19 protein-coding genes and 1 tRNA gene are annotated in these 21,646 nt (G+C 32.1%); 7 read left to right on the plus strand and 13 right to left on the minus strand.

Annotated elements, in window-relative coordinates; translation table 11 throughout:
- Nucleotides 1-76: 76 nt before the first annotated feature.
- Together I0K12_RS08140 and I0K12_RS08145 are read right to left on the minus strand one after the other, a co-directional pair.
- Nucleotides 77-886 (minus strand): sensor histidine kinase, encoded by an 810-nt coding sequence (locus tag I0K12_RS08140; RefSeq protein WP_317194426.1) that lies wholly within the window; start codon nt 884-886, stop codon nt 77-79.
- A gap of 217 nt (nt 887-1,103) precedes the next feature.
- Nucleotides 1,104-1,793, minus strand: coding sequence for a response regulator transcription factor (locus I0K12_RS08145; protein ID WP_196886928.1), 690 nt, complete (start codon nt 1,791-1,793; stop codon nt 1,104-1,106).
- A gap of 202 nt (nt 1,794-1,995) precedes the next feature.
- Here I0K12_RS08145 and I0K12_RS08150 point away from each other — a divergent pair, with 202 nt between their 5' ends.
- The 7 genes from I0K12_RS08150 to I0K12_RS08180 all read left to right on the plus strand — a co-directional run bounded on the left by I0K12_RS08150 (nt 1,996) and on the right by I0K12_RS08180 (nt 11,351).
- Nucleotides 1,996-4,767 (plus strand): TonB-dependent receptor, encoded by a 2,772-nt coding sequence (locus I0K12_RS08150; protein ID WP_196886930.1) that lies wholly within the window; start codon nt 1,996-1,998, stop codon nt 4,765-4,767.
- 119 nt (nt 4,768-4,886) lie between these two features.
- On the plus strand, nt 4,887-6,020 hold the full coding sequence (locus I0K12_RS08155; RefSeq protein ID WP_196886932.1) for a hypothetical protein: 1,134 nt from the start codon (nt 4,887-4,889) through the stop codon (nt 6,018-6,020).
- Nucleotides 6,021-6,180: 160 nt separating this feature from the next.
- Nucleotides 6,181-6,558 (plus strand): dihydroneopterin aldolase, encoded by a 378-nt coding sequence (folB, locus tag I0K12_RS08160; RefSeq protein WP_196886934.1) that lies wholly within the window; start codon nt 6,181-6,183, stop codon nt 6,556-6,558.
- A gap of 40 nt (nt 6,559-6,598) precedes the next feature.
- Nucleotides 6,599-6,669: transfer RNA gene (locus I0K12_RS08165), tRNA-Cys, on the plus strand.
- A 101-nt stretch (nt 6,670-6,770) separates the two neighbouring features.
- Entirely contained in the window at nt 6,771-7,631 is an 861-nt protein-coding gene (locus I0K12_RS08170; RefSeq protein WP_196886935.1) for an MBL fold metallo-hydrolase, read from the plus strand.
- A gap of 18 nt (nt 7,632-7,649) precedes the next feature.
- The gene (locus I0K12_RS08175; protein ID WP_196886936.1) at nt 7,650-9,362 is read left to right on the plus strand and encodes a S8 family serine peptidase; all 1,713 of its coding nucleotides are present in this window, start codon (nt 7,650-7,652) and stop codon (nt 9,360-9,362) included.
- A 141-nt stretch (nt 9,363-9,503) separates the two neighbouring features.
- Nucleotides 9,504-11,351, plus strand: a complete 1,848-nt coding sequence (locus I0K12_RS08180; RefSeq protein ID WP_196886937.1) for a M1 family metallopeptidase — start codon at nt 9,504-9,506, stop codon at nt 11,349-11,351.
- Between the two features lie 80 nt (nt 11,352-11,431).
- On the opposite strand, the gene I0K12_RS08185 is transcribed toward I0K12_RS08180, so the two are convergent.
- The 11 genes from I0K12_RS08185 to I0K12_RS08235 all read right to left on the minus strand — a co-directional run bounded on the left by I0K12_RS08185 (nt 11,432) and on the right by I0K12_RS08235 (nt 21,624).
- Nucleotides 11,432-12,172: a succinate dehydrogenase/fumarate reductase iron-sulfur subunit gene (locus tag I0K12_RS08185; protein ID WP_196886938.1), complete on the minus strand. Its 741-nt coding sequence runs from the start codon at nt 12,170-12,172 to the stop codon at nt 11,432-11,434.
- Nucleotides 12,173-12,179: 7 nt separating this feature from the next.
- Nucleotides 12,180-14,186: a fumarate reductase/succinate dehydrogenase flavoprotein subunit gene (locus tag I0K12_RS08190; protein WP_196886939.1), complete on the minus strand. Its 2,007-nt coding sequence runs from the start codon at nt 14,184-14,186 to the stop codon at nt 12,180-12,182.
- Nucleotides 14,187-14,195: 9 nt separating this feature from the next.
- The gene (locus I0K12_RS08195) at nt 14,196-14,852 is read right to left on the minus strand and encodes a succinate dehydrogenase cytochrome b subunit (RefSeq protein WP_196886940.1); all 657 of its coding nucleotides are present in this window, start codon (nt 14,850-14,852) and stop codon (nt 14,196-14,198) included.
- A gap of 315 nt (nt 14,853-15,167) precedes the next feature.
- Nucleotides 15,168-15,914 carry a UDP-2,3-diacylglucosamine diphosphatase gene (locus tag I0K12_RS08200; RefSeq protein ID WP_196886942.1) on the minus strand — a complete coding sequence of 249 codons (747 nt, stop codon included), beginning with the start codon at nt 15,912-15,914 and terminating at the stop codon, nt 15,168-15,170.
- Nucleotides 15,904-17,481, minus strand: coding sequence for a S41 family peptidase (locus I0K12_RS08205; protein ID WP_196886944.1), 1,578 nt, complete (start codon nt 17,479-17,481; stop codon nt 15,904-15,906). Before I0K12_RS08205 ends, I0K12_RS08200 begins: the two co-directional genes overlap by 11 nt.
- Before the next feature lie 3 nt (nt 17,482-17,484).
- On the minus strand, nt 17,485-17,904 hold the full coding sequence (locus tag I0K12_RS08210) for a deoxycytidylate deaminase (protein ID WP_196886946.1): 420 nt from the start codon (nt 17,902-17,904) through the stop codon (nt 17,485-17,487).
- Between the two features lie 34 nt (nt 17,905-17,938).
- Nucleotides 17,939-18,523 carry a HupE/UreJ family protein gene (locus I0K12_RS08215; RefSeq protein ID WP_196886948.1) on the minus strand — a complete coding sequence of 195 codons (585 nt, stop codon included), beginning with the start codon at nt 18,521-18,523 and terminating at the stop codon, nt 17,939-17,941.
- Nucleotides 18,524-18,881: 358 nt separating this feature from the next.
- On the minus strand, nt 18,882-19,334 hold the full coding sequence (locus tag I0K12_RS08220) for a 6-pyruvoyl trahydropterin synthase family protein (protein ID WP_196886950.1): 453 nt from the start codon (nt 19,332-19,334) through the stop codon (nt 18,882-18,884).
- A 2-nt stretch (nt 19,335-19,336) separates the two neighbouring features.
- The gene (locus tag I0K12_RS08225; RefSeq protein ID WP_196886953.1) at nt 19,337-19,522 is read right to left on the minus strand and encodes a hypothetical protein; all 186 of its coding nucleotides are present in this window, start codon (nt 19,520-19,522) and stop codon (nt 19,337-19,339) included.
- A gap of 3 nt (nt 19,523-19,525) precedes the next feature.
- Nucleotides 19,526-20,281: an enoyl-CoA hydratase/isomerase family protein gene (locus tag I0K12_RS08230; RefSeq protein ID WP_196886956.1), complete on the minus strand. Its 756-nt coding sequence runs from the start codon at nt 20,279-20,281 to the stop codon at nt 19,526-19,528.
- A complete protein-coding gene (locus tag I0K12_RS08235) occupies nt 20,281-21,624 on the minus strand; it encodes an MATE family efflux transporter (protein ID WP_196886959.1) in 1,344 nt (447 codons plus the stop codon). The genes I0K12_RS08230 and I0K12_RS08235 overlap by 1 nt, the downstream gene beginning before the upstream one ends.
- Between the last annotated feature and the right edge of the window lie 22 nt (nt 21,625-21,646).

The following is a 21,646-nucleotide window of genomic DNA, read 5'->3' on the forward strand; positions in this document are numbered from 1 at the left end:
TAAAAAAAGAGGTAACAATTATACTGTTACCTCTTCTATTTTATAAAACCTAAATTGTTATTTCAACCTAGAAAGCTTATGCGATTTCTAATGTAAAAGAAAATTCCGATCCTTGACCATATTCACTTTCGATGAAAATCGATTCGTTATGAGCTTCCAAGATATGTTTAACGATTGATAAACCTAAACCAGAACCTCCTTGATCTCTAGATCTACTTTTATCTACTCTATAGAATCTTTCGAACAAACGTCCGATATCTTCTTGTTTGATACCTTCACCGTCATCCGTTACTTTTACAAGAAGCTTATTTTCTTTATAAGATTCTATACTAACAGTGATTGTTCCGTCCATTTTTCCATATTTGATTGAGTTTACAATCAAATTAGTTAAAACTTGTTCGATTCTCTCCACGTCTCCTTTTACAAGGATTGGAACATCGTAATTTTTGTCAAATCTTAACAAGATATTTTTTCTTTTTGCTTTCATTTCAAAAAGATCAAATACATCTTGTACTAATTCAACACAGTTAAATGTAGAAATACTTAAGTTCAAATCGCTTGATTCTAATTTTGAAATCATATCAAGATCTTTAACGATCGAAACTAATCTTTCTACACCTTTATTTGCTCTTTCAAGATATTTATCACGAATATCTACATCTTCTAGACCACCTTCTAGTAAAGTTAAAATATAACCTTGTACTGTAAAAAGAGGTGTTTTTAATTCATGTGAGATATTCCCTAGAAATTCTCTTCTATAAGATTCTCTTTCATTCAGAGTTTCAATTTCTAATCTTTTTCCTTCTGCAAATTTCTGAACTTTTAAAGAAAGTGTTTCCATGTCTGTTGTAATAGAATCTCTTTTTAAATCATTAATATCTAACAAAGAGACATTGTCATAAATTTTTTCGACTCTTCTGTATATAAATCTTTCTACTCTATATTGAATAATAATAAATGTGAATATGAATATTAAAACAAGGAAAGTAAATAAAAACAAAAAGTTTATTTCCTTATAGAATATAAATAGACATATACTTATTAAACCTGTTGCGAAACAACTTAATAGTAGAGAAGACCAAAAAGCGAATGTATACGTTTTTTTAAATTTCATCCATTACAAACTTATAACCAACTCCTTTGACTGTCTTGAAGTAATTATCTCCAATTTTCTCACGAAGTTTACGAATATGCACATCAATAGTTCTTCCTCCTACTACTACTTCATTCCCCCAAACACTATCTAGAATAAGATCTCTTTTGAAAACTTTTCCAGGTTTTGATGCTAATAAAGAAAATAATTCAAACTCTTTTCTTGGTAGAGAAAAACGTTCACCATCTTTAATAATTACATACTCATCTCTATCGATGATAATATCTCCAACCGTGATTTGTTCTGCAGAGCTTTCTTCTTTGATTCTACGTAAAAGTGCTTTTACTTTTCCAATTAATACTTTTGGTTTAATTGGTTTCGTGATGTAATCATCAGCACCTGCATCAAATCCTGCTACTTGAGAATAATCTTCTCCTCTTGCCGTGAAGAAAACAACAATAACATCTTCCAAACCAGGAGTTTCTCTAATCTTTTCACAAGCCTCGATCCCGTCCATTTCTGGCATCATGATATCTAATAAAATTAAATGTGGTTTAATTTTTTTCGCCTGTGCAATAGCTTCTTTTCCGTTAGAAGCAGTATAGATGTTGTATCCTTCATTTGATAAATTGTAACCAACTATTTCTAAAATATCTGGTTCGTCATCTACTAGTAAGATTTTTATATCCTTTTTTTTCATCTGTTATTTGTTCCTTTTTTGCCAAAAGTAAAGATAATAATTTATAAAAAATTGGTTGTTAACGATGATTTAACTTGGTAACATTATAATAACACTGAAGTTAACTAATGTTAAAATTAGACTCCTCTTTAAGTTAAATTTTTAGTTTTTTTTTGCATCTAATATTACAAAACACAACACAACACCTAAATTATTTTTAAAAATGAAAAAATTTCTTTTCGTATTTATTTCATTATTATCCATTTCCGCATTTGCTCAGAAAGCAACAATTATCGGAACTGTCTTAGATAAAGACATGAATAATGAGCCTATGGCATTTGCTGATGTAACGATCCAAGGAACTACAATTGGATCTTCTACAGACATCGATGGTCATTATACATTACAAGTTGATCCTGGAACTTATACTGTCGTATTTAGTTTTATGGGTTATGAAACAATCAAGGAATCAGTTTCTATCAGTGCTGGAGAAACTAAAAGAATTGATAAGACTATGGCCTCAAGTGAAGGAATCACTTTAACAGAAATTGAAATTCAAGGAACTAGAAAGAAAGAAACAGAACAAGCTTTATTAAATGCTCAAAAAGAATCTGTAACAATTGTACAGGCAATTGGTTCTCAGGAGTTAAGCAGAAAAGCAGTTTCTGATGCATCTGGAGCAGTAGCGAAAGTAACAGGTATTTCTAAACAAGAAGGATCTGGAAACATCTTCGTACGTGGTTTAGGAGATCGTTATAATGTTACTACTTTAAACGGTTTACCATTACCATCAAATAACCCATCTAGAAAAAACATTGATTTAAACTTATTCTCTACAGATGTAATTCAATATATCGGAATTAGTAAAATCTTCAACCCTAAAAACTATGGAGATTTTGGTGGAGCAGATATTAACATTCAATCAAAAATTCATTCAGGAAAACCATCTTTCGAAGTAGGAATTACTTCTAGAGCTAACAGTAATGCTCTTTCTCAAGATAATTTTTATTTACAAGATGGACCAAATTATTCTGGATTCTATACAAATGATTACCCTTCAGATCCTTTAAACGGATACAACTTTGACACAAAATTAAACAGAGTATCTAAAGGATTTCCTGTTGGATTTGGTTTAGCTCTTAATGGAGGAAGAAGTTTTGAAGTTGGAGAAGATGGAAAATTAAACTTATTTGCTACAGGATCTTTCGATAATGGATTTAAATATAGAGAAGGAGTTACAAGAGGAGCTGTTACAAAACAGAGTGTTGCTAAAAGAGATTTAACAAACGAATCTTATAAGTATACTACGAATGCTACATTAATGGCAAACTTAGAATACAGAATTAATAATCAAAATAATATTGCTTTTAATACTTTATATATTAATTCTACAGAGCAAAAATTAGATGAGTATGAAGGTGTAATTAATATTTATGATAATGCACCAAAAGGAGGAGGATACATCAGTAGAGAATCTTTCGAAAGAACTCAAATTTTTGTAAACCAATTATTAGGTGAGCACAAATTAACTGATAGATTAACTGTAAACTGGGGAGGTGGATTTAACAATGTAAACAACACACTTCCGGACAGACGTCAAAACATGTTAGTACCTATCAGAAATAACGATTTAACAAAATTAACTTTCTCTGATATTTCACCATCAGACAACAATAGATTCTACCAAACTTTAAAAGAAGATGAATTTGCTGCTAACATTTCTGCAGATTATAAATTTGGAAAAGGAGAAGGAGAAGATGAGGATACTTACAGATTTAAATTCTCAGCTGGATATAGTGGAAGATTCAAGAAAGTAAACTTTGAAGTAACTCAGTTTAACTTCAAAATCAACGAATATTTAGAAGTTGATAAGCATAATTTAGATGCTTATTTTACACAAGAAAACTTTGATAAAGGATATTTTGATATCAAAACATTTAGAGGAGGAGCTACAAATGCAAATGCATTAAAGCCTCAAACTTATGATGGAGATCAAATTATCAACGCAGGATTTGCATCTTTAGAAGCAAAACTTACTTCAAAATTAACTGCAATGGTTGGTGCAAGATTTGAGCAAGTAACTCAAGAAATCAACTGGAATACACAAATTCAACCAGCAGGAGGAAATAGTAAATTTGATAAAACAGAAATTTTACCAAGTTTATCTGCAAAATATGCAATTAGCGAGAAACAAAACTTAAAGTTTGGAGCTAGTAAAACTTATACATTACCACAGTTTAAAGAAAGAGCTCCTTTCTTATTCGAAGAAATTGGACAATCTTCAATTGGTAACCCTTACTTATATCCATCTTCAAACTATAATGTGGATTTAAAATGGGAATTCTTCCCAGCAAGCTCAGAAGTATTAGCTGTAACTGCTTTCGGAAAATTAATCCAAGATCCAATTAACCAAGTAACTGTAGCATCTGCAACAAATGATTTATCATATTTCAATACAGGAGATGAAGCTAATGTTTATGGAATTGAGTTAGAGTTTAGAAAGAAATTATTCAAATCAAGTGAAGACGCTGAATTCAATTCAGATTTAACTTTCGGATTAAACGTTTCATATTTAAATTCAAACCAAGAATTTGATAAAGAAAAAATTCAAGAAGAAAACAACAACAAGTCTGTAAACTTTACAAATAATGATGGGCAACTTACTGGAGCTTCTGATTTATTAGGAAACGTAGACCTTTCTTACTTCAAAGAATTTTCAGAAAATAAAAATATTCAGTTAACTGTTGTTGGAGCTTATTTCTCAGATAGAGTTTATGCTATCGGAACAAACGGAGTAGGAAATGCAGTAGATAAGAGTTTTGTTACTTTAGATTTTGTAGCTAAATCAAAATTATCTGAAAAATTATCTATTGGATTATCAGTTAAAAACATTTTAAACCCAACAATTGAAAGAGTACAAGAAACTCAAAATGTTGTGTTACAATCATACAAAAAAGGAGTTAATTCAAGTATATCTTTAAAATATCAGTTTTAATAACATTAAGCAGACTTTCTTAACATACGTTTAATGTTACCATAAACACAAGAAAATAATGAAGTTATTTCTTTGAGGTATTAAAAAATAAACTAAAAAAGTAATTAAAAAACCAAACAATGAAAAAAATTTTCCTAACAATCACAGCGGTAGTAGCAATGTTAGCAACAAGCTGTAGTAGTGACGATGATAACAATACAACTATTACACCACCTGTAACTGTTGATCCAGATAACTTCCAAGGAACGTTTGATGAGGATGTAACTTTAGATGCTTCTTTAACTTACAACTTATCTGGTCCAATCATCATGAAAGATGGAACTACTTTAACTATTCCTGCAGGAACTGTTATCGAAGCAACTGGAACAACTTCTTCTTACATTGCAATCTCTCAAGGTGCAAAAATTAATGTAAACGGAACTGCTGATAATCCTGTTGTAATGACTTCTGGTGAAGCTACTCAGTCAGCTGGAGATTGGGGAGGATTAGTAATCTGTGGTAAAGCTCCAATTAACAATACTGTTGATGGTGGAACTGCTATCTCTGAAGTTGGAGATTTAACTTATGGTGGATCTGATTCTAATGATAACTCAGGATCTATCAAATATTTAAGAGTTGAGTACACTGGTGCTACTTTCAACGGATCTAAAGAATTTAACGGAGTTTCTTTCTTCGGTGTTGGAGCAGGAACAACTGCTGATTACATCCAATCTTACAAAGGAGGAGATGATGGAATCGAGTTCTTCGGAGGAACTGTAAACGGAAGTCACTTAGTTACTATTGATCACGCTGATGATTCAATTGACTTCGCTGATGGATGGTCAGGAACTGGAGAGTACTGGTACATCAAAGATGGTGATAAAGCAGGAATCGAAGGATCAAACAACGGAGATGATGCTGGAAAAACTCCATTAACAACTGCAAACGTTTCTAAAGTATCTATCGTAAATGTTGGTAGATCTAAGAACGAAGGTGGTATCTTCGTAAAAGAAGGAGGAGGAGAATGGACTATGTCTGATATCTTCATCAGTGATTCTGAAACTGGAATCTTCATGAAAGGAACTGAGGATGATCCTGTATCTAACCAACAAATTGCTGATGATAAAATTAACTTTACAAACGTAAAATTAATGAACATTAATGAGCAAACTAACTATACTGGAACTGCAGATTTCATCTCTGAAGCTGAAACTACAGGTGCTGGTGCAGGAGCTGATTTACCAGCTTGGGCTCAAGGATGGACTAAAGAATAATATTTCGATATAAGAATAATATATTATTAAGATTAGGTGTTTAAAAAGGGTAGTGTTAATTCACTACCCTTTTTGCTTTTATTAAGCAAAAATTAGTACAAAAAGAAAATGATTTTCCTTACTTTTGCCGCACTCAAATTTTTTAGATAATAGAAATACTATGGGAGTTATCAAAGTAAGAAATATCCGTGTATACGCTTATCATGGATGCCTAATAGAAGAAGGAAAGATTGGTTCAGATTATAGAGTTGATGTAACTGTAAAAGCAGATTTATCAAAATCAGCTAAAACGGATGAGTTAGCAGACACTGTAGATTATGTTTTTATCAATCGAGTGGTGAGAGAAGAAATGGAAATTCGTTCAAAACTTCTTGAAGAAGTGGTAGATAGAATTATCAATAGAATTTTGAAAGAAGAAAAATTGGTAAAAAAAGCAACAGTTGCAGTTTCTAAGATTAATCCACCAATTGGAGGAAATGTTGCAATGGTAACTGTAGAAAGAACAAAAAATAGAAAACATATTGAAAAAAATTTGTAAAAAATAAAATTTTACATATATTTGCAATCCAACAAAACAAGGTGTCGTGGCCGAGTGGCTAGGCAGTGGTCTGCAAAACCATGTACAGCGGTTCGAATCCGCTCGACACCTCGAAAAACAAACCGTTTCAATCTTTTTTGAAGCGGTTTTTTTGTTTTCTTTAACAATTTATTTCTATAATTTCTGCATATTTGTACTACTTAAAAACTAGTATGAAAATATATCCATTAGAAACAGGTAATTTTAAATTAGATGGAGGAGCAATGTTTGGTGTTGTTCCAAAAACACTTTGGCAAAGAACAAACCCTGCAGATGCTAACAACTTGATTAATTTGAGCATGCGTTGTATGCTTATTGAAGATGGTGATAGATTGATTCTTATCGATACTGGTATTGGAAACAAACAGTCAGATAAATTTTTCGGTTATTACTATCTATATGGAGATTTTTCTCTAGATTCTTCTTTAGCAAAATATGGATTTCATAGAGATGATATTACAGATGTTTTCTTAACACATTTACATTTTGATCATTGTGGAGGAAGTATTCAATGGAATAAAGATCGAACTTTTTTAGAACCAGCTTTTAAAAATGCGAAGTTTTGGTCAAATGAAAATCATTGGGATTGGGCTGTAAATCCTAACCCAAGAGAAAAAGCTTCTTTCCTGAAAGAAAATATTAATCCAATGCAAGAAAGTGGGCAATTAAATTTTGTGAATATTCCAGAAACAGATTTTCTACAAAATTCACCACTAGGATTTGATATTTTAATGGTAAATGGACATACAGAAAAGCAAATGATTCCACATATTCAATATAAAGGAAAGACAATTGTGTTTATGGCAGACTTATTGCCTACAACAGGACACATTCCGCTTCCTTACGTAATGGGATATGATACAAGACCTCTTTTAACAATGGATGAAAAATCTAAATTCTTAAATAGGGCTGCAGAAGAAGAATTTGTATTATTTTTAGAGCACGATTCTGTAAATGAGCTTTGTACAGTTCAAAAAACAGAAAAAGGTGTTCGTTTAAAAGAAACATTTAAATTTAACGAAGTATTTAATTAACAACTAAGTCAATAAACAATGAGAGTATTAAAACCACTTTATGTATCAGCATTTGTTGGAGCTTTATTAGCAAGCTGTGGAGCGCCAAAAACGTTGACTACTGCTGAAGCTTTACAAAAAGCAAACTTAAAAACATCAACAGAAAATGTTGTAGCTAAAAAAGCACCGATGACGGATGCTGAAATTAGAGGATGGCAACATGCTGATATTTATAAAGATTCTGTACCAGGAATTAGTTTATATCAAGCATACGATTTCTTAAAAGGTAAAAAAGCTTCTCCGATTGTAGTTGGAGTTATTGATTCTGGAACAGATATCGAGCACAAAGATTTAGTTGATATTGTGTGGACAAATCCAGCTGAGACTTTAAACGGAAAAGATGATAACGGAAATGGATACATTGATGATATCCACGGATGGAACTTCTTAGGAGGTGATGGTGTAAATACTCCAGAGCAATTAGAGTTAACTCGTATAGTAGCTAAAGGTGATAAGAAATTTGCAGGAAAATCTGCTGCAGATATCAAACCAGAAGACAAAAAAGAGTACGATTACTACATCGCAGCAAAAGCTGATTACGACAAAAAAATTAAAGAAACTAAAGAGACTGCTATGCAGCAGATGGCTTTCGTAAACCAAGCAGAGGCTGCATGGGAAAACTTAGCAAAAGCTATCGGAAAAGAAGATTTCACTTTAGAAGATTTAAAAGCTCTTGAAACTGAAGATGCTGAATTACAAAATCAAGCAGGTTTCATTGGTAATTTATTACAACAAGGTTTTGACAAAAAACGTTTAAACAGATATAAAGAATATTTCTCTAAGCAAGTAAATGTTGATAAAGAGCCTCATTATAACTTAGCATTCGAAGGAAGAATGACTAAAGATAACCCAGAGGATATCAATGATACAGTTTATGGAAACAATAAAGTAATTGGTTCTAAAGATGATGAGATCCACGGAACTCACGTATCTGGAATTATCGCTTCAATCATCGAAGGAGGATTAAAAGAAGATGGTACTTACAGAAAAGACCAAAAAGAAAACATGGAGAACATCAAAATCATGGCAGTTCGTGCAATTCCTGATGGAGATGAGAGAGATAAAGATGTTGCTTTAGCTATTCGTTATGCAGTAGATAATGGAGCTAAAGTAATCAACATGAGTTTTGGTAAAGCTTATTCTCCAAATGCAGAATGGGTTTATGATGCATTCAAATATGCAGCTGAAAAAGATGTATTATTAGTACATGCAGCAGGAAACTCTTCTTTAGATTTAGATGTTGCTAACAATTTCCCAACAGATTCTTACAACAAAGCTGATAAGTATGTAAACAATGTTATTACAGTTGGAGCAATGTCTCGTAACTTTAATGATCATTTACCAGCTTCTTTCTCTAACTACGGACAAAAAATGGTTGACGTTTTCGCTCCAGGATTAGAGATTTACGCTACTTTCCCTAAAGATACTTATGAGTCTATCCAAGGAACTTCAATGGCTGCTCCAGAGGTTGCAGGTGTTGCTGCTTTAGTTAGAGCTTACTACCCAGAATTAACTGCTCCTCAGGTAAAAGAGATCATCATGAAGTCTGGAATTGAGTTCCATAAAGATGTTATCGTACCAGGATCTCAAGCTACAAAGAAAAACTTTGATGAGATGTCTATTTCTGGACGTATCTTAAATGCTTACAATGCATTAAAATTAGCTGATGCAATGGCTAACAGAAAAAAATAATTAGTTATTTTTAAAAATATAGAAAGAGTATTTTCACTACGAGAATACTCTTTTTTTTGATATTTTTTAAAACTAAAATCATAATTATACTTTTTTCTAGTTATTTAAAATAAATTCTATCTAAAATAAAAATTAATAAAAATGAAAAAAAACAACTTATTGACACTTTTGTTTTTAGCACTTTCTACAGTTGTGTTTGGACAAAAAGACTGTGAATACTGGCAGCAGCATGTAGACTATACAATGGATATTGATGTAGATCATGAAAAATTCCAATATAAAGGAAAACAAAAACTAGTATACACAAATAATTCACCAGATGCATTAGATCAGGTTTTCTATCATTTATATTTCAATGCTTTCCAACCAGGAAGTGAAATGGATTTAAGACTTCAAAATATTGAAGATCCTGATAAAAGAATGATGCAAGAAGTTGAGGAAAATGGACAAAAAGTTTTAAAAAGTAGAATTTCTTTATTGAACGAAGATCAAATTGGTTTTATCAAAGTAAATTCTTTAACAATGAATGGAAAAGCAGTAAATCATAAAACTGTTGGAACTGTTCTACAAGTAACATTAAACGAAGCTATTCAACCTGGAACTTCTGTAACTTTTGAAATGGAGTTTGATGCTCAAATCCCAGAACAAATCAGAAGATCTGGTAGAAATAGTAAAGAAGGAGTAGCTTTTTCAATGACGCAATGGTATCCTAAAATGGCTGAATATGACTTTGAAGGATGGCATGCAGATCCATATATTGGAAGAGAATTCTTTGGTGTTTGGGGAAATTTTGATGTAACACTTCATTTAAATAGTCAATACATCATCGGAGGAACTGGAGTTTTACAGAATGCTAATGAGATTGGATATGGGTATGAAGATAAAGGTGTGAAAGTAAAAAAGCACAAAAAGAAAAAGAAATTATCTTGGAATTTCAAAGCTGAAAATGTTCATGATTTTGCTTGGGCTGCAGATAAGGATTATACACATGAAAAATTAGTGACAGAAGATGGAATTGTTCTTCACTTCTTATTTAAATCCACTATGGAACCAAAATTTGTAAAAAGCTGGATGAGATTACCTCAAAAAACAGCTGATATGATGAAGTTTTTTGGAGAAAAAGTTGGAAAATATCCTTACCCACAATATACAGTAGTTCAAGGTGGTGACGGTGGAATGGAGTATGCACAATGTACTTTAATCACTGGAGAAAGATCTTATGGTAGTTTAGTTGGAGTAACAGCACATGAGTTAGCACATTCTTGGTTCCAACATTTATTAGGAACAAACGAGAGTAAATATCCTTGGATGGATGAAGGGTTTACAACATACATTTCTACTTTATACGAAAATATGGAATTCAAAAAATCAGATGATGAAGCATTTCAAAATGCTTATGGAGGATATATGTATTTAGTAAGATCTGGTAAACAAGAAGCTCTATCTACACATGGAGATCGTTATAGTACTAATTTAGCTTACGGTATTGGTAGTTATACAATGGGGTCTCTTTTCTTAGCAGAATTAGAATATATCATTGGAGAAGAAAATTTAGATAAGACTTTAAAAGAGTATTATAATCAATGGAAGTTCAAACACCCAAATCCAAATGATTTTAAAAGAGTTGCAGAAAAAGTTTCTGGAATTCAATTAGATTGGTTCTTAAATGAATGGACACAAACTACACATACAATCGATTATAGCATTAAATCTGTAAACGGAACTGAAATTACTTTAGAAAGAGTTGGTGCTATGCCAATGCCTATTGATATTGCAGTAGTTTATGAAGATGGAACTTCTGAAAACTTCAATATTCCATTAAGAATGATGCTTGGATCAAAACCAACAGGTGCAAAAGTTTTAGAAGCTTGGGCTTGGGCTATTCCAACTTATACTTTTAATGTTTCTAAACCTGTAAAAGAAGTTATTATTGATCCTGCATTTAGATTAGCAGATGTTAATAGAAATACTCTGATTTATAAGAAGTAATATTTTAGAAATAATCAAAAAAATAGGCTATCTCAAATTTGAGATAGCCTATTTTTTTATTGTATAATTTAAAAAACTAATTAGATACTAGCTTTCATAAATTCTCTGTTCATTCTTGCAATGTTCTCTAAAGAAATTCCTTTTGGACACTCTACCTCACAAGCTCCTGTGTTAGTACAGTTTCCGAATCCTTCTTCGTCCATTTGTTTAATCATGTTACTAACACGCTCAGCAGCCTCAACTTGCCCTTGTGGTAATAAAGCATACTGAGATACTTTAGCTCCAACGAAAAGCATTGCAGAAGCATTTTTACAAGTTGCAACACAAGCTCCACATCCGATACAAGTTGCAGCATCCATAGATAAATCTGCATCTTCTTTAGCAATTGGAATTGCATTTGCATCCTGAGTGTTTCCTGATGTATTAACTGAGATATAACCTCCAGCTTGTTGAATTCTTTCAAAAGCAGTACGATCTACTACTAAATCTTTAATTACAGGGAAAGCTTTTGCTCTCCAAGGCTCGATATAAATAGTATCTCCATCATTAAACATTCTCATGTGTAACTGACAAGTCGTTACTCCTCTATCTGGACCATGAGCTTCTCCGTTAATAAACATAGAACACATACCACAAATTCCCTCACGACAATCGTGATCAAATGCAACTGGTTCTTCTCCTTTATTAACTAATTGCTCGTTTAATACATCCATCATTTCAAGGAAAGACATATGTTCCGAAATATCAGTCACTTTATATTCTACCATTTGACCCTCAACTTGAGAGTTTTTTTGGCGCCATATTTTTAGTGTAAGATTCATAATAATACTATTTATATGAACGAGTTTTTAATTCAATATCTTTAAATTCTAATTGCTCTTTGTGAAGTACAGCCTCGCTTGGTTGTCCAGTGTATTCCCATGCAGCAGCGTATGCGAAGTTTACATCATCACGTTTTGCTTCTCCATCTTCAGTCACATATTCTTCACGGAAATGACCTCCACAAGATTCTTTACGCTCATAAGCATCACGAGCAAATAATTCTCCTAATTCTAAGAAGTCAGCAACTCTTCCTGCTTTTTCTAACTCAGGATTCATTTCATGACCATCTCCAGGTACTTTCACGTTTTTCCAGAAATCTTCTCTTAATTCTTTGATTTCTTTCATCGCTTCTTGTAATCCTTTCTCATTACGAGCCATCCCTACTTTATCCCACATGATTTTTCCTAATTTCTTGTGGTAATAATCTACTGAATGTGCTCCGTCATTATTTAAGAAGAAATCAATTCTATCACGAACTTCTTTCTCTGCTTCTTCGAATTCTTTAGTTTGCGTTGAGATTTCTCCAGTACGAATATCGTCTGATAAGTAATCTCCAATTGTATAAGGAAGTACGAAATATCCATCAGCTAAACCTTGCATTAAGGCAGAAGCCCCAAGACGGTTTGCTCCGTGATCAGAGAAGTTTGCTTCTCCAATTGCGTATAATCCCTCTACACTTGTCATTAAGTTATAATCTACCCAAAGTCCTCCCATTGTATAGTGAGTTGCAGGATAAATCATCATTGGAGTTTTGTATGGGTTATCATCTACAATTTTCTCATACATTTGGAATAAGTTACCGTATTTTTCTTCTACGATTTTTGTTCCTAATTCTACGATTTTAGCATGAGTTGGATTGTGAATACCATGGATGTTTGCTTGTTCTTTTCCATAACGCTCAATAGCAGATTGGAAATCTAAGTAAACAGCCTCTCCAGTTTTATTTACTCCATAACCAGCATCACAACGTTCTTTTGCTGCTCTTGAGGCAACATCACGAGGTACTAAGTTTCCGAATGCTGGATATCTTCTTTCTAAGTAATAATCTCTATCTCCTTCTGCAATTTCTGTTGGTTTTAATCTACCTTCACGAATTGCATGAACATCTTCCATTTTCTTTGGAACCCAAATTCTACCATCATTACGTAATGACTCAGACATTAACGTTAATTTTGATTGGTAATCTCCTGATCTAGGAATACAAGTTGGGTGAATTTGTGTAAAACATGGGTTTGCGAAGTAAGCTCCTTTTTTGTGAGCTTTCCAAGCTGCAGTAGCATTAGATCCCATTGCGTTTGTTGATAAGAAATAAACATTTCCATATCCTCCTGATGCAATAACAACAGCGTGTGCAGAATGTCTTTCGATTTCTCCAGTTACAAGATTTCTTGCAATAATTCCACGAGCTTTTCCATCTACGATTACAACATCTAACATTTCATGTCTGTTGTGCATCTCGATTTTACCACGAGCAATCTGACGGTTCATTGCAGAATAAGCTCCTAATAATAACTGTTGCCCAGTTTGTCCTTTTGCGTAGAAAGTTCTTGATACTAATACTCCTCCGAAAGATCTGTTATCTAATAATCCTCCATAATCACGAGCAAATGGTACACCTTGTGCCACACATTGGTCAATAATGTTTGCAGAAACTTCCGCTAAACGATAAACGTTAGCTTCACGAGAACGGTAATCTCCTCCTTTTACAGTATCGTAAAATAATCTGTAGCTAGAATCTCCATCTCCTTGATAGTTTTTTGCTGCATTGATTCCTCCTTGTGCTGCAATTGAGTGTGCTCTACGTGGTGAATCCTGATAAGCAAATGCTTTTACATTGTATCCTAATTCAGCTAAAGTTGCAGAAGCAGAACCTCCGGCCAAACCAGTTCCAATTACAATAACATCAATATTTCTTTTATTGGCAGGATTTACCAAATCGATCTTATCTTTATAGTGTGTCCATTTATCTTTCAATGGTACACCAGTAGGTACTTTTGAATTTAACTTTGTCATACCTTTTCGTTATAGAGAATTAATATAATGAAATACTGCAATAAACATGTATCCTACAGGAACTGCAATTGCGTATATTGTTCCAAGTTTCTTGATAGCTGGCGTATATTTTCTATTGTTAAAACCAACTGATTGGAAAGCTGATTGAAATCCGTGTAATAAGTGTAATGCTAAGAAAGCAAAAGCTACAACGTAAATTAATACGAACACTGGATTAGCAAATTTAGCCACTACCATTTCATATGCATCTAAATGCGTATGATCAATGTAATGTGCTTTGATTGTTGGGAAAAAGAAGTCAACCATGTGTAAACAGATGAATAATAAAATCATCACACCTGTAATAATCATGTTTCTTGACATCCAAGAAGCATTAGCTGCTGCATTGTTTTTTGCATACTTTCCACCTCTTGCTCCTTTATTTTTTGCATCTAAATACATTCCCATAATCAAATGATAAATGATACCAAAGAAAAGTACTGGTTGCAAAGCGTATTGAACAAATGGGTTTGTTCCCATGAAATCTGACGCACCATTAAATGCCTCTTTGTTAAATACCGATAAAAAGTTAATTAAGAAGTGTTGTAGTAAGAAAAACAACAGAAAAAAACCAGAAAGTGCCATTAACACTTTTCGTCCTACTGAAGAAGAATAAAATCTGCTCATTTTTGTTTATTATGTTTTTACAAGAAACAAAGATAAGATATATACATGGCTATTTATAGCAATTTTCAGATTTTACACTTATTTAGAATCATTTTAAAAAAGATAAATTCATCAATTTTTCATAGTTTAAACTAATTTAAAATATTGTTTTACACATTTTTTAGCACTTACTTTATAAAATTCCTATTAAAATCAAGAAAAATCATTTTTATAAAGAAAGTGCTTTTAAAATTTTATGTGTTTTATATTAAAAAATAGTCTAATGCTTTTATATTTTAATTAAAAATGAATAATAACTTCAAATTTAAATATTCATTATTTCCATTCCAATAATTGCATCTTCCCGTCTTCTAAGACTCCGTAAGTAAAATAAGAAACCCAATCTCCTGTATTTATGTAGGTTGAATCTTCTTTCAACTTAATTTCCATTGGAAAATGACGATGTCCGAAAACAAAATAATCATAATGTTTTGTCTCCAATTTTCGCTTACAATATTGCACCAACCATTCTTTGTCTTCTCCCAAAAATTTTACATCTTCATCTCCTGAGATTAATTTATTTTTCACTGAAAGATATTGTGCCAAACGAACGCCAATATCTGGATGCAACCAACGATAAAGCCATTTTGAAAAAGGATTTGTAAACACTTTTTTCATTCTTTTATAACCTTTATCACCTGGTCCTAAACCATCTCCATGTCCGATTAAAAATTTCTTCCCTTGAAGTGTAAATTCTTTTTTCTCATGATATACTGGGATATTTAATTCCTTCTCAAAATAATCTCCCATCCACAAATCATGATTTCCAACAAAGAAATATACTGGAATTCCACTATCAGTGATTTCTGCAAGTTTTCCTAAAGTTCTAACAAAACCTTTTGGAACCACCGTTTTATATTCGAACCAAAAATCAAATAAATCTCCTAGTAAAAATATCGCTTCCGCATCTTGTTTTACTGTATCCAACCATTTGACAAATTTTTCTTCTCTTACTTTACTCAACTCTGGAGTTGGTGCTCCCAAATGTTGATCCGAAGCAAAATATATCTTCTTATTCGTCATTCTTCTCCTTTTGTAATTCCAACACTTTATCGATCATTTTGTCCGAATCTTCTTGTACTTTATAGTAACCTATATCGTCAAATAAGTTTTGTGCAATCAATGCTTTCAAATAACGATGAATTACTTTTTTCTCTTGTGTAGAAATATTTTTTTCTAAAGAAAACTTTTTTAAATATTGGTTTAAAATTTTATTATCTCTATCAAATTCTTTCACAAAAGTATCTACATCCCATTTGCTTAAATCTGCTCGATTATTATCTACATATTCAAATACAAAATTGTTTAAATCTGAAACAAAAACACCATGAACAGAAGTAGTAGTATCGATTGGAACAAAAACATCTGGAACGATTCCTCCTCCTCCATAAACTACTTTTCCTTTTGGAGTTGTAAATCGAAGAGAATCCACAGTTTTGATACTATCTGCACTCAATAACTCTCCACTTTCTACTCTTTTCAGATAATCTTCGTAGTAAGTTTCTGTTTTTTCTCCATAAGGTCTTTGAATCGATCTTCCTGTTGGTGTGTAGTATCTTGAAGTTGTCAAACGAACCGCAGAACCATCTCCAAGATTCATTTCTTGTTGTACTAATCCTTTACCAAAAGATCTTCTTCCAACAATAGTTCCTTTGTCATTATCTTGTAATGCTCCAGCAACAATCTCACTTGCAGAAGCAGAGTTTTCATTGATTAAAACATATAAATTTCCATCTTCAAAAGCTCCTTTTTTCTTCGCAAAAGATTTATTAATTGCTCCTTTTTTATTTTTAGTATAAACGATTAGTTTTCCTTTTTCTAAAAATTCATCAATAATTTGATTTGCAATATGAAGATATCCACCAGAATTATCTCTAAGATCTAAAACCATCGTGTTCATTCCTTTTGATTTTAAATCATCTAAAGCATTTTTAAACTCATCATAAGTTGTGTTTGCAAAACGCTCCATTTTGATATAACCTGTAGTATCATTCAACATATAAGCTACTGGAATACTTTTGATACTTACTTTTCCTCTCGTTACAGGAATATTCAATTTCTCTCCTGTTGATTTTCTATAAACCAACAAATCAATTTCTGAATCTGGAATTCCTTTTAAAGACTTCATCACATCCAAACTAGAAAATTGTCTTCCGAAAAGTGTATCCTTATTTGCCATCAAGAAACGATCTCCCGCCAAAATACCAGCTTTTTCACTTGGTCCATCTTCAATAGTTCTTACCACCATCAAAGTATCTTTATACATTCTGAACTGAATACCAACTCCAACAAAGTTTCCTTGCATTCTTTCTGTAACTTGCTCTAAGTTTTCTTTCGGAATATATACCGAGTGTGGATCTAATTTTTCAAGCATATTTTCGATAGCTTCATCCAAAAGGCTATCTGTATCTACCTCATCGACATATTCGTATTGAATATAATCTATCAGACGCTTGATTTTCTCTTCACTTCCAGTTGTTGAAGCAGAAAATACAATGGCATTATTTTTATAATTAAATGTACTTCCTATCAGAATTCCGAATGCAATTCCAAGTCCGATAAAAAGAGGTAAATTGATTTTATTTTTCATTGTTTAAACTTCTAAATGAATCAGTTCGACTCCTGCTTTTTCAAGAAACTTTACTCCAGCATCATCTTTATATTGTTCCTTATAAATCACTCTCGTGATTCCTGCCTGATGTATTAATTTACTACATTCTTTACACGGAGATAATGTGATATAAAGCGTTGCTCCTTTACAAGATTGTGTAGAACCTGCTACTTTTAAAATCGCATTTGCTTCAGCGTGTAATACATACCATTTGGTATTTCCTTCTTCGTCTTCGCAACAATTTTCAAAATTGGTTGGTGTACCATTGTACCCATCCGAAATAATCATTCTATCTTTTACTATTAACGCTCCTACTTCCTTTCTTTCACAGTGAGATAATTTCCCCCATTCCGTCGCCATTCGCATGTAAGCTTCGTGATATCGTAATTGTTTTTGCGTCATTTTCTTATAGTAATTTACTTATTTTATTTCTCTTTTACCAAATTTTATTTTCCATCAAGATTGGAAAAACTACTCCTGCCACCATAGACGAAGTAATCAGAATCCACTCTCTTTTCGGAAGTTTTGCATATCTTGATAATGCTGCTTCGATACTGAAAATTGCGAAAATTATAATGATTTGCGCAAATTCTATTCCAAGTGCAAACTCTAATAACGGTACAAATTTGTTTTCCGTACTTCCAATCAACATTTTAAAATAACTTGAAAAACCTAATCCGTGAATTAATCCAAAGAAAAAGGCAAAAATTAAATTCAAGTTTTCTTTCACAAATGATTTTTCTTTTCTCTTTTGTGTAATATTAAAAATACAAGTGATTAAAATCGTAACTGGAATCAAAAACTCAATAACTTCAGAAGGAAAAGCAACTACTTGATATGCTGCTAAAAGTAAAGTAACTGTGTGTCCAACCGTAAAAAGTGTAATCAGACTCACTGCTTTTTTCCATTCTTTAAAACTATAAATTACTGCTAATGCTATTAAGAATAAAACATGATCGTAAGCATTTATATCTAAAACATGATTTATTCCTTCATTAAGAAAAAATATAAAATCGTTCATTTCTGTGTGTATTTAATCGAAAATCAAAGGTAGTAGTTTTTTTAATTAGAATTACAGTTTTTCAGACAAGGCTTCAAAGCTTTTAAAAATACAAATGATATCCTCTTTTTTATTTTGGGCGAATCTTTTTCCTTTAAGAAATAAAGGAAAAAAGTCGGGCTTTTCTTTCCAAGTTTTCTCTTTCAAAAAAAGTTTTTCTAAACAATACGTGGGCTTCTTAGGTCGCCTACGCTTGTTAAGAAAAATTATTTTTTTTCAAAAGAAAAGCTTTCCACTACAATCCCTTTCGCAAAAAACAAAAAACCTAATTCTAAGCAATTATAGAATTAGGTTTTCATTTTATATCTTTAAAAATATTTTATTCCTGATCTGAAGCAAACCACTCCGCATGCGAAGTTCCTGTTTCTTGTAATCTTAAAGAATGAAGTTTAATGTTTTCTGGTAATTTTGCATTAATAATTGCTGCAAAATCAATCAACATCATCTCACTAGTTGGTTGATAATCTACCAAACGAACATCGTGTCCTCTAGCTTTTAACTCATTTGCAAGTTCAATATGTGGGGTATTTTTATTAAAAACAGTTGCATGATCGAATTTGTCCACAATTTCTTGCTTCACGATTCTTTTCAAATCTCCAAAATCGATTACCATTCCACATTTCACATTATCCATATCTGTAATTGGTTTTCCAATCACTGTTACAGATAATTTGTAGCTATGTCCATGTACATTCTTACACTTTCCATCATAACCAAATAAAGCGTGTCCCGCTTCAAAATCAAACTGCTTTGTAATTCGAATTGTACTCATAATTATTTATCTAAGTCTTTTATTTTCTTCATTCTATAATAAATGATGTATGCAAAGATAATCAATATTACCAAAGGAATAAATGATCCTATTGTTGCTCCAATCTCATAATCAGAATTTGGTGCATCTTTTATTTTTTGCTTTATATCTGGAACTTCTTGTATTAATGCGATGCTTGTTGCTAACATGTTTTATTTTTTAAATTTAGAAAGTGCTTCTTTCGTGAAATTAGAAAGGACTAATTTACCACTTATTTCTGCTCTTTCCGCTAATAAAGTATCCCAATTTTCTGTATTTTTCCAAAGTACTTTTTTCAAGTCTGCTAAAGCTTCTGGATTGTAGTTTGCAAAACGCTCTGCAAATTTTTGTACAGAAATATCCATTGTTTCAATAGACTCAAAAACTTCTTGAAATAATCCTTTTTCTGCTGCCCATTTTGCATTTCTCCAGTTTGTTGCATCTAAAGATAATTCTGAAGTTGCTGCCAATCCGATTTTTCTCTCCACAGCTGGCTCGATTACAAAAGGTCCAATTCCAATCGTAATTTCTGAAAGTTTTATAGAAGCTGCATCTGTTGCAAAAGCATAATCACAAGCAGCAGCCAATCCAACTCCTCCACCTACGGTTTTCCCTTGAATTCTTCCGATGATAATTTTAGAACATTTACGCATTGCATTAATTACATTCGCAAATCCCATGAAGAATTTCCCTCCATCTTCTAAATTATCAATTGCTAAAAGCTCATCAAAAGAGGCTCCAGCACAAAAAGCTTTTTCTTTCGCACTTTTTAAAACAATTACATTGATTTCTTCATTTTTATCTAATTGATTAAATGTTTCTGCCAATTCTGCTAGTAAATAACTTGGAAAAGAATTACTCGCTGGGTGAAAAAATGTAACTGTTGCTATTTTATTTTCAATATTCGTTTCAATCGTTCCTTGATTCATTAGTTGGTTATTTTTTGGGTTAAAATTTTTGTTTTGAATTTCCAGATTAAAATTCCTGCTCTAAACAACATCCAAACCGTGAAAGCTAGCCAAATTCCGTACAATTCATAATGGAAATAATCTCCCAAAAGAAGTGTAGGAACAAAACCGATAAAAGTTGCAATAATCAACGTATTTCTCAAAGTTGTAGCATCTGCCATTCCTTTAAAAATTCCATCAAAAACAAAAGCAATTGCATTCAATGGTTGCATTAAAATCACAATCCAAAAAACATCATAAAACAATTTTAAGACATCTTGTTCATCGGTAAACATTTCACCAATTGGTTTGTAAAGAGCGAAAAATAGAACTGCTAAAATAATAGAAATAACAATAGCATATTTACTTATAATTCTACTTAATTCTGCTAATCCATTATAATTTCCTTGTCCAAGTAATTTTCCAGAAACAATATTCCCAACACTGGAATAACCATCGATAAAAAAGGCGAAAAATAACCAAATCTGAAAAGCAATTGTTTGCGCTGCAATATGTGCTTCTCCATAGCTTGTCGCATAAGCATTTGCCATATAAAGTGCAATATTCAGAGATAAAGCTCTCAAGAATAAATTGATGGTGATGATTACAATTTGTTTTACTTCTTTGTGTAAAGGAAAAATTAGTTTCAATCTAAAAGGAGTTTTCCAAAGCATAAAAACAAATGCCAAAACAGACATTGTAATTTGTGCAATTACACTCGCAATTGCAGCTCCTTCAATGTGCATTGGTTCAATAAATCCTTCTACACCAAAAACCAATAAATAATCCAAACCTACATTCAAAACAGCTCCAATAATACTGATTACCATTGGCCAAAATGTATTCTGTAATCCTCTAAAAACTCCAAAAATGGAGAAAGTTAGAAGCGTAAAAGGCAAACCAATTGCCCGAATATTATAATATTGAATGGTATAGTTTAAAAGCAATCCATCGGCATTGTACATCTTAAAAATGGATTCTGCAAAAGTGATGGAAATGACATAAACGATTAAACTTAAAATCAGATTTATCGATAAAACTTGTGCTGGAAGAATATGAATATCTTCTATTTTTTCTGCACCATAATATCTTGCAATCGTTGCAGAAATTGCAGAACGAGATTGTGCTAAAATCCAGATTAGAGCAGAAATCAATGAACCTGCAATTCCTACAGCAGCCAAAGATTCGGTTGGATTTATTTTGATGTTTCCAACGATTGCTGTGTCTGTAATAGATAAAAGAGGTTCGACAATCCCAGCAATAATTGCAGGAATTGCTAAAGCATTTATTTGTTTAAATGTAATAACAGGTTTTCTTGTTGTCATGGAATGACTTTTTGAAAAGAGA

This window comes from Aureivirga sp. CE67 (assembly GCF_015767245.1).
Lineage (GTDB): Bacteria > Bacteroidota > Bacteroidia > Flavobacteriales > Flavobacteriaceae > Aureivirga.